Origin of the sequence: Amycolatopsis sp. (assembly GCF_035276945.1) — a bacterium.
Classification (GTDB): Bacteria; Actinomycetota; Actinomycetes; order Mycobacteriales; family Pseudonocardiaceae; genus Amycolatopsis_E.
In genome coordinates this window covers 165,319-174,294 of sequence record NZ_DATELF010000185.1, presented here as the reverse complement: position 1 = coordinate 174,294, position 8,976 = coordinate 165,319, and the positions used below count along the sequence as shown (strand labels likewise).

General features: G+C 70.8%; 9 protein-coding genes. 1 reads left to right on the top strand and 8 read right to left on the bottom strand.

Annotated features, from left to right (window positions below; all coding sequences use genetic code 11):
- From VJT49_RS34960 to VJT49_RS34950, 3 genes are all read right to left on the bottom strand, one after another.
- Positions 1-1,043 (bottom strand): 3-hydroxyacyl-CoA dehydrogenase family protein (locus VJT49_RS34960; RefSeq protein WP_324169281.1); only part of this gene is annotated, 1,043 nt, incomplete at its 3' end.
- Positions 1,040-3,202, bottom strand: coding sequence for an acetate--CoA ligase family protein (locus tag VJT49_RS34955; protein WP_324169280.1), 2,163 nt, complete (start codon positions 3,200-3,202; stop codon positions 1,040-1,042). The genes VJT49_RS34955 and VJT49_RS34960, both read right to left, overlap by 4 nt.
- A 23-nt stretch (positions 3,203-3,225) precedes the next feature.
- Entirely contained in the window at positions 3,226-4,023 is a 798-nt protein-coding gene (locus tag VJT49_RS34950; RefSeq protein WP_324169279.1) for a crotonase/enoyl-CoA hydratase family protein, read from the bottom strand.
- A 157-nt stretch (positions 4,024-4,180) separates the two neighbouring features.
- Between VJT49_RS34950 and VJT49_RS34945 the strand changes: the two genes are divergently transcribed.
- Positions 4,181-5,140, top strand: a complete 960-nt coding sequence (locus VJT49_RS34945; protein ID WP_324169278.1) for an AraC family transcriptional regulator — start codon at positions 4,181-4,183, stop codon at positions 5,138-5,140.
- A gap of 73 nt (positions 5,141-5,213) precedes the next feature.
- Here the strand turns inward: VJT49_RS34945 and VJT49_RS34940 are convergent, their stop codons facing one another.
- The 5 genes from VJT49_RS34940 to VJT49_RS34920 all read right to left on the bottom strand — a co-directional run bounded on the left by VJT49_RS34940 (position 5,214) and on the right by VJT49_RS34920 (position 8,974).
- Positions 5,214-5,915, bottom strand: coding sequence for a GntR family transcriptional regulator (locus VJT49_RS34940; protein WP_324169277.1), 702 nt, complete (start codon positions 5,913-5,915; stop codon positions 5,214-5,216).
- Positions 5,916-6,035: 120 nt separating this feature from the next.
- Complete coding sequence (locus tag VJT49_RS34935) at positions 6,036-6,647, bottom strand: RraA family protein (protein WP_324169276.1); 612 nt, start codon at positions 6,645-6,647, stop codon at positions 6,036-6,038.
- Positions 6,644-7,315, bottom strand: a complete 672-nt coding sequence (locus VJT49_RS34930) for an RraA family protein (protein ID WP_324169275.1) — start codon at positions 7,313-7,315, stop codon at positions 6,644-6,646. Before VJT49_RS34930 ends, VJT49_RS34935 begins: the two co-directional genes overlap by 4 nt.
- A complete protein-coding gene (locus VJT49_RS34925; protein ID WP_324169274.1) occupies positions 7,302-7,967 on the bottom strand; it encodes a 4-carboxy-4-hydroxy-2-oxoadipate aldolase/oxaloacetate decarboxylase in 666 nt (221 codons plus the stop codon). Before VJT49_RS34925 ends, VJT49_RS34930 begins: the two co-directional genes overlap by 14 nt.
- Entirely contained in the window at positions 7,967-8,974 is a 1,008-nt protein-coding gene (locus VJT49_RS34920) for an amidohydrolase family protein (RefSeq protein ID WP_324169273.1), read from the bottom strand. The genes VJT49_RS34925 and VJT49_RS34920 overlap by 1 nt, the downstream gene beginning before the upstream one ends.
- Between the last annotated feature and the right edge of the window lie 2 nt (positions 8,975-8,976).

The following is an 8,976-nucleotide window of genomic DNA, read 5'->3' as shown; positions in this document are numbered from 1 at the left end:
ATGCGAGCGGAGTAGTCGACGATCTGCCGATTCAGGTCCGGGTCGGGATGCGGAGCCCGGTCTCCTTCGACGTAGCGGTACCACCCGGCTCCACTCTTCTGACCGAGCCGCCCGAGATCGACCAGCAGCAGGTCGAGATCGGCGTAACGGCGGTCCTTCGGCCGGGTCGCGATCGCGCGGCGGCGCGACTCGACACCCAGATCGTGCCCGGCCATGTCGGTCATGGTGAACGGCCCCATGGCGAACCCGAATTCCGTGAGGACGCGGTCGACGTCGGCCGGGAACGCCCCCTCCTCGACGAGGAACAGCGACTCCCGGTGGTAGTCGAAGAGCATCGCGTTGCCGATGAAACCGCGGGCGTTGCCCGCGCGAACCGGCACCTTGCCCAGCAGCCGGCCGAGCGCCATCAGGCGGGCCACGGTCAGTGGTGCCGTCCACAGCCCCGGGACGACCTCGAGCAAGCGCATCACGTGCGCGGGGCTGAAGAAGTGCGCACCGATGACGTCCGCCGGCCGGCTCGTCGCGCCCGCGATGGCGTCGATATCCAGCGCGGAGGTGTTGGTGCCGAGCAGCGTCCCGGGGCGAGCGTGCTTGTCGATCGAGCGGAAGACGTCCTGCTTGACCGACAACTCTTCGAAGACCGCCTCCACCACGACTTCGGCGTCGCCGACCGCCTCCAGCCCGGTTGCCCGGCCGATGAGAGCAAGCCGGCGATCGACCTCCGTTTCGTCGAGCCGACCGCGGCGCACGCTCGATGCGTAGTTCGCGGCGATCCGGGACAGACCGCGGTCGAGGTCCTGCGCGCTCCGATCGATCAGCGTCACCGGGACACCGGCGTTCGCCAGTGCCATCGCGATTCCGCCGCCCATCGTCCCGGCGCCGACGACCGCGGCGCGGCCGGGACGCCAGCCCGGATCCACCTGGGGCAGGCCAGGGATGTTCCCGGCCTCGCGCTCCGCCTCGCGCACATGATCGAGCGCCGCCCGGACATCAGCATCGGTCGCGCCATTCATGGCCCGGGCGCTGGGAGCGTTGCCCGTCATACTCCCTTCACCGCCTCTCCGATGTGGTCGCCGCCGCGGACGATCAGCGCGTCGAGCGCCGTCACTCCGTCGGGGCGGGCGAGCAGGGGGTTGATGTCGAGTTCGACGATCTCGGGATGCTCCGTCACGAGCCGGCCGACGGTTGCCACGACCTTCGCCACCGCACCCAGGTCGACGGCCTCGGACCCGCGGAACCCGCCCAGGAGTTTCACCGACCGCAGCTTCCCGAGCTCGTCGACGATCTCGGCCTCGGCCAGGTCCGGCGGGATCAGCCGGACGTCACCGAGCGCTTCGACCCAGACGCCGCCGAGTCCGACCATCACGACCGGACCCCAGGCGGAGTGCCGCTTCGCCCCGACCATCAACTCGACTCCCCGGGACGCCATGGCCTCGACGAGGATCCCGTCGATGTCCAGGCCCGCGGTAGCCGCCACACGTTCGGTCAGCTCGGCCCAGGCGGTACGCAGGGCGGACTCGTCGGCGATGCCGAGGACAAGCCCGCCTGCCTCGGTCTTGTGCTGCAGGGCCGCGGCCTGGACCTTGGCCGCTACCGGATAACCGACCTTCGCGGCGATCTCGGCGGCGTGGTCGGCGGTGGTGGCCAGCTCGCCCTCGGGGATGGGCACGCCGGCCGCGGCCAGGATCTGCTTGCCTCGCCATTCCGGCTGCGCCCCCGGACCGAGGTGGATGGGCACGCCCGGGTCCCCGTGCGCCGAAGCGGCGGGCCGGGGGCGGGCCAGGGCACGCCCGTAGCGGGTCACCGCGGCCATCGCCCGCAGGCTCCGCTCCGGCGAACTGGAGATGACCACCCCGTGCTCGCCGGCATACGCGGAAAGCTCCGCGGGCACCGGCAGCACGTCACCGAGCAGGGCGACCGCGACCGGTTTGGGCTGCCCGGCCGCGGCCTTCGCCACTTGCCGCAGCATTTCCTGGTTGGCTTCGGGATGGGAGTACGGGACGGCGAAAGTGACCGAGCCGATCCGATCGTCGCCGAGCAGCGCGGCGAGCCCGTCATGGAACAGCCCCGGGTCGGTGACGATCGCCGTGCCGAGGTCGAGCGGGTTGTTCGGCTTCAGGTAGGCAGGCAACCGGACGACGAGCTTGTCCTCCGTGGCCGGGGAGAGTGCCGGAACCTCGATGTCGAGATCGCCCAGCGTATCGAGGGCGATCGCGCAGAAGGCCCCTGACGACGTGGCGACCGCGACGCCCCCCGTCGGAGGCTCCGGGTACCGCCCGAGGATCTCGGCCACGTCGACGAGCTCCTCGAGGGACTCCACGACACATGCCCCCGCGCGGGTGGCCAGGGTTTTCATCACTCCGTAATCCGCGGCAAGCGCCCCGGTGTGGGACGCCGCGGCCTGCCGGGCCCTGGCGCTGCGACCGGTGTGCATCAGCACGAGCAGCTTTCCCCGCGCGCGGACCTTCCGGACCGCTGCCAGAAATCCGCCCGGGTCACGGATGTCCTCGGCATAGACGACGGCGCCGCGGGTCGCGGGGTCGTCGGCGAGGAAGTCCAGGTAGTCGGCCAGCGTCAGGCCGGCCTCGTTGCCGGTCGAGAGGCGATACGAGATCGGCACCCCCCGTGCCTGCAGGCCCTGGACGATCATGCCCATCAGCCCGCCGCTCTGGGCGAGTACCGCCACCGCGGGCCGGGCGGCCTCGTCGAGCCGCTGTACCGGCGGGTCCGGCAGGAAGACGGTGTTCAGTGGCTCGACGTAGTTGGTGTAACCGATGCAGTTGGGTCCGACGAGATGCAGGCCGCCCTCCCGGGCCAGCCGGGTGATCTCCGCCTGCTCGGCGCGACCCGCGTCGCCGAACTCAGCGAATCCGGACGCGTAGATGACGCCGACGCGGACGTCCCTGCGGACACACGCGGCGACCGCGTCCCGGACCCCGGTCGCGGGCAGGATCAGCAGCGCGAGATCGATACCTTTGGGCAGCTCGTCGACCGAAGTCAGCACCGGGAGCCCGTCGATCTCCCCGCTGGAACGGCCAACCAGGTGGATCTCGCCGCGATAGTCGTTGCGCCGCAGATGGTCCAGCAGCGTGCGGCCGCTCGACCCCGGCTTCGCGGAGACGCCGACGATCGCGATCGAGCGGGGGGCAAGCATTGTCGCGACCGCCGAAGCGGTCGCCGCGTCCTTGAGGTTACTCGTCATCGGGTACCTTCACTCGGTCGGTTTCAGCGGCGGGACGGAGCTGGACGGTCCAGCGGCTTGGCCCGCTTTTCCACGAAATCTCGCAGACGCTTCTCGGACTCCGCCGACAGGGCGTTCCGTCCCACCAGCGTCTCGACGTAGAGGGCGTCGTCGTAGGACATGTCGTTCACGCGGGCGAGCCCTTGGGTGATCGCCCAATTGGACTCGGGCGTGTTGCCGGCGACCGTCTTCGCGATCCGGCGTGCCGTCTCGAGCGCTGTGCCCGTGTCGACCCGGTACTGAACCAGGTTCTGGGCGAGCGCCTCGTCGGCGTCGAGGACCCGGCCGGTGAGCATCATGTCGGTCATCCGCGCGTTGCCCAGCAGGCGCTGAATGCGGACCGAGCCGCCGGCACCGACGAAGATCCCACGCTGCGCCTCGGGCAGCGCGAAGTACGCGGTGTCGTCGGCCACCCGGATGTGCGCCGCAGCAGCCACCTCCAGCCCGGCGCCGACGACCGCGCCGGTCAGCGCGGCGATCACCGGGATGCGACCGCGGGCGATCTTGTCGAAGGCGACATGCGGGGCGTGCGGGCCCACCCGTGTCCGCTCGATGTCCCCCTCCAGGAGGCGGCGGGCCGTTTCCGCGAGGTCCAGCCCGGCCGAGAAGTCGGCACCGGCACCGAAGATCACCGCCGCCTTCGCGTCGTCACCTCCCTTCTCCACGAGCCGGCCGAGCTCGGCGAACATCCGGTCATGCAAAGCGTTGCGCTTCTCTGGGCGGTTGATCCCGATCAACGCGACGTCGCCGTCGAGTTCGTACGTGAACTGGTTCTCCACCACCGGGGACTCATCTCCTTAACACCAAGGGCTCCGCCCGCACAGACCGCGGGTACACATGTACTCCGGTTCAGTGCCAGCGAACCACAGGAGAGAAAGAGCATCCATGCCGTAATGTCGCCAGAAACGATGAAATCGTCCACCCGGACCGGGAGGGCAGGTGCCACCGCAGGAATCCGTGCACGACCGGGCGGCCGAGAACGTCGACGTCCTCGCGTCACTGCTGGACGTGTATCGCCTGACGACCGTCGTCGCGGGGCGGATCGACCTCGCCCCGCCATGGCGAGTGGACTGTGAGCCGACCACTTTGCTCGTGGTCCTCGTCCAGGCCACCGGCGAAACCTATCTGGTCCCCGCACTGGGCGCCGAACCCATCGTGACGCGGCCAGGGGATGTCGTCATCCGCCCGCACGGGGCCGGCGGGTACCTGCACGACGGCTCCGACCCGCCGAACACGGCCTGGACGCTCACCCTCCCGCCCACCGGCACGGCGACGCCACAACCGCTGCGACTGACCCAAGGCCACCCCGGCAGTTCCTTCGTGTGCTGTCTGATGCAGATGAGCGACGCGCCGCGCGTGCCGCTGTGGGACAGCCTGCCGACGGTGATCCATGTCGCCGGGGACGGCGCGGGCAGGACCGGACCGCTGCGGCACGTCGCCGACACGATGATCGAGGAGAGCGCCTCGCCCGGCCCCGCGAGCACCCGGCTGATGAGCCGCCTCGCGGAGATCCTGCTGATCCTCGCCCTTCGCTTGGAGACCCGCGACAGCAGCGGGCGGCCCGGCTTGCGAGCCCTGGCCGACCCGCTGATCGCCCCCGCCATCACGCTGATCCATGCCGACCCAGGGCATTCCTGGTCGGTCGGCTCGCTCGCATCGGCCTGCGGCCTGTCGCGCTCGGCCTTCGCCGCCCGGTTCGCCGAGGCGGTCGGCGAGGCCCCGCACTCCTACCTGGTCCGATGGCGGATGGCGACCGCCGCGAAACTGCTCGCCACGACGGACATGACGGTCGCCCGGGTGGCGGCGGCCGTCGGGTACATCAGCGAGGCCGCCTTCCGGCGCGCCTTCGCCGGCCATCTCGGCACCACCCCGCGCGAGTACCACAAGCGCCACCGGTGATGGGCTCGCCGGCACTTTCGGGGTCGTACGGCTGTTCGCCACCGAGCCGGTCAGCCACACCATCGCGGAGGATTCATCCGGCGGCGAGACCGGTACCGTGCCCCTTGTCGCCGACGAGCATGGTGAGCGCCGCCTCCTGGGTCTCGCGCCTGTGGTGCGCGAGGATCCGCAGGCACAGGGCACGGTCCTGCGCGGCGAGTGCGTCGATGAGCTGATCGTGTTCTTCGGTCGCGATCGCGGTGTCCGTGGTGGCCACATGCAGCAGGCGGTAGGGCTCGCCCATGGTCCAGAACTTCTCCGCCTCGGCGAGATACACCGCCATCGGTGACAGCCGGAAGATCGCCCGGTGCAGTTCCCGGTTGAGCCGGTTGACCGCCGCGATGTCCCGCTGGTCCGCGGCCTTGGCGATCTCACGGTTGATGGCCCGCAGTCGCGCCACCTCATCGCTGGAGGGCCAGCGGACGGTGCGGATCAGTTCCGTCTCGAGGAACTCGAGCAGGTTGTGGATCTGCTCGAGCTCTTCGGTACTCAGCCTCGTGACGAAGTAGCCCTGGTGTGGCCGATGCGTCAACAGACCTTCCGTGGTGAGCACCCGGAGCGCTTCCCGCAACGGCACCCGGCTGATCCCCAGCACCCGCGCCATTTCCTCCTGGCGGATCTGCTGTCCGGGCAGGAGGTCGCGATTGATGATCATGTCCCGCAACCGGTTGATCACGCCGGCGACGCTTCGGGTCTGGGCGATGGGCGCTGACGCGGCCGGAATCTTCCCCGGCATGAGCAGCCCCCGTTCACTATGCGCTACCGCTCGCACTATATCAACGCAGGTTTCGCAGCCGGCTGACGAGCACTCATGGCCGTTCTCGCCGTCCTCGTTTCCCTCGGTCTTCGACATCGGTCACGGCAGTCCGTAGATGGCCAAGGTGGTTTCGCCCCCACGCAGGCGCCGGATGTATTCCGTCTCGGTTCGTTCCCGCTCGGCGGACCGGCTCCGGATGTCGTCGGCGCTCGCCGTGGGAACGCACACGACCCCGTCGGCGTCGGCGACGATGAGATCGCCGAGACCGACGGTGACGTCGCCCAGCCGCACGGGTTCGCCGAGTTCGCCGTCGCCGCCCGGGTCCTTGGCGGTCCCGCGGACGCACAGGCGCTCGGCGAAGACGGGCCAGCCGAGTTCGATGAGCCGCCGGGAGTCACGGACGCCGCCGTCGATCACGAGACCCGCGAGACCGCGGGCGATCGCGGCCTCGGCCAGGACCTCACCCCAGTAGCCGTATTCGAAGCCGCCGCCGGTGTCGACGACCAGCACCTCACCGCGTTCGGCCGCGTACACCGCGCGGTGCAGCCAGAGATTGTCCCCCGGTGGCACTCGGACGGGAAACGCCGGTGCCTCCAGGCGCATGTCCGGTGACAGGGGTTTGATCGCCGAGGGCAGGGCACCGATGCGACCGGCCGCCTCGTGCACGGTGGCCGAACTCAGCCGGATACCGGTCTCACCGGCCGCCGTCATGACGTCCTCCCCGTGAGGTGCTGCAGGTCGTGATAACCAACGGCACGGCGGGCTTCGCGCAGCGGCGTCCCGGCCTCGACAGCCCGGCGGATGGTGTCCTCAGCGCGCTCGATCTCCTCCGCCGCCGCCAGCACCTCCCCGGCGCGGGAGACGGGGATCGCCACCAGCCCGTCGCCGTCGCCGAGCAGCAGGTCACCCGGCTCGACCCGGACACCGCCGATCGACACCGCCACCTGGGTGGCCTCGACGCGGACCCGGTCCTTTCCGGTGCGCATCCAGTTGCCCCGGGAGAAGATCGGGTAGCCGAGCGTGAGGCTGCGGTCGACGTCACGGCAGACCCCGTCGATGACCGTCCCCGCGACGCCGCGGCCATGGGCAGTCGTCGTGAGCAGGTCGCCCCACACGGTGGCATCGAGACGGCCCTGGTTGTCCAGCACGACGACATCGCCAGGGCCGAGGTCGTCGATGTAGTCACCGACCGTGCCACGGTCCTGCCCGACCGGCCCGTAGCGCACCGTCCAGGCGCGCCCGGCCAGCCGGAACGCCCGGTCGAGGGGTGCGATGCCGAGTGCCTGCCCCGGGATGCCGAGGCGATCCAGCGCGTCGGAGACCGCGGAGGTCGACAACGCGGCCAGCCGGGTCCCCGGTGTCTGCTCAGCGGTCACCATCGGTCAGCTCCTCGTAGCTCTTGCCCATCACCGCGGAGACCGGGGTCCCCGCCTCGATCGCGGCGGCCATGGCCGACTCCGTGGCCGCGATGTGCTCCGCGGTGGCCAGCACGTCCTCCGCACGTCCCGCGGGAACGACGACCACGCCGCCGGCGTCACCGAGGACGAGGTCGCCGGGGGCGACGGGTATTCCGCCGACCTCGACCGGCTCGCCCCAGGCCAGTTCGACCGCCCGTCCCCGGGCCGTGACAGGAGTGCCGGCGCTGGCGAACAGCGGCAGCCCGGCCTCGCTCGCCTCGGTCAGGTCCCGGGCCGCCCCATCGACCACCACGCCCTCGACTCCACGGGCCGCCGCGGCGCGCGACAGCAGACCGCCCCAGCCCGCGCAGTCGGTCCGGCCCTGGTGGGCGACCACGATGACCTCGTCCGGTCCGGAGGCGTCGACGGCGGCGGTACCCAGATGCCGCCGGGGCGACGCGGTGGGACGAGCGGGCGGCGGGCCCAGCAGGACGGTGACGGCGCGGCCCGCCAGCGGCCGCCGGGCGGCCAGCGGCCGGAGCCCGCCGACAACGCCGGTGAGGCCGTGCCGGTCCATGGCGTCGGACACCGCGCAGGTGTCCAGCGCCCGCAGCCGTTTCACCAGGTCGTTCATCAGCGGCCGGCCACGTTCTTCAGCGCCGGGAACACCAGGCGCGCGTTGTCCTCGAACACCGCCCTGCGCTCGGTGTCCGACAGGAATCCGAAGCCCGCGATGACGGGCTTGAGGTCGTCGAAGTCGCGGCCGGTGTCCGGGTTGGGGGCGCTGCCGCTACCCGGTTTCTCGGTCCCGAACAGCACGCGGTCCGCGCCGACCGTGCGCAGCAGCAACTCCAGCGACGGCGGGTGGTGCAGCACCGAGTCGAACCAGAACCGCCGCAACGAGGTCTCGAACCGCTCCGATTCCGCGCCGCCGCCCAGCGCGGGGTGCAGGACCTCGGCCTGCCAGCGCCCGATCTGGTAGGGCACGGAGCCGCCACCGTGGGAGATCAGCACCCGCAGGGACGGGAAGTCGGTGAACACCGGGCCGCGCAACATGGCCAGGATCGCGATGGATTCCTCGGTGACGAAATGCTCGCTGTAGGTTTCGCGCCCGCTGTAGCAGCCTGCGGAGTGGACGTGCATGGGGAGGTCGCGTTCGACCAGCTTCTCGTACAGCGGGTACCAGTACCGGTCGCCGAGTGGCGGGGTACCACCACGGCCCTCGTGCAGATCCGGATTGACCAGAACGCCGACGAAACCGAGGTCCACGATGCGGTCCAGTTCGGCGAAGGCCACATCGACCGGCTGGTCGGGCACCAGCGGCAGCGCGCCGACTCCGGCGAACCGGTCCGGGTGCAGGGCGACGGTCCGGGCGATGGTGTCGTTGTTCGCGCGGATCCACGGCTCCACCAGCCGGGCGGGGCTCATCGAGCTACCGAGGTGGAACGGGCGTGGCGACAGGAGCTGCAGGTCGGTTCCGACCGAATCCATGATGGCCACGTTGCCCGCGGCGGCCTGAGCCAGCGCGTCGTCCGGGATCTTGGGCTTGCCCACGTGATAGCCGCCGTCGGCGATCAGGCTCGCCCGGTACGCGTACAGCCCGTCGGGGGCGACGAGGTGGGCATGTGCGTCGATGATCATGA

What these genes read in the sequence shown, in the direction of transcription:
- VJT49_RS34940 (WP_324169277.1), bottom strand. Translation starts at nt 5,915, where the DNA reads ATGCCGGGGAAGATTCCGGCCGCGTCAGCGCCCATCGCCCAGACCCGA.
- VJT49_RS34930 (WP_324169275.1), bottom strand. Translation starts at nt 7,315, where the DNA reads ATGGTGACCGCTGAGCAGACACCGGGGACCCGGCTGGCCGCGTTGTCG.
- VJT49_RS34925 (WP_324169274.1), bottom strand. Translation starts at nt 7,967, where the DNA reads ATGAACGACCTGGTGAAACGGCTGCGGGCGCTGGACACCTGCGCGGTG.
- VJT49_RS34920 (WP_324169273.1), bottom strand. Translation starts at nt 8,974, where the DNA reads ATGATCATCGACGCACATGCCCACCTCGTCGCCCCCGACGGGCTGTAC.
- VJT49_RS34935 (WP_324169276.1), bottom strand. Translation starts at nt 6,647, where the DNA reads ATGACGGCGGCCGGTGAGACCGGTATCCGGCTGAGTTCGGCCACCGTG.
- VJT49_RS34955 (WP_324169280.1), bottom strand. Translation starts at nt 3,202, where the DNA reads ATGACGAGTAACCTCAAGGACGCGGCGACCGCTTCGGCGGTCGCGACA.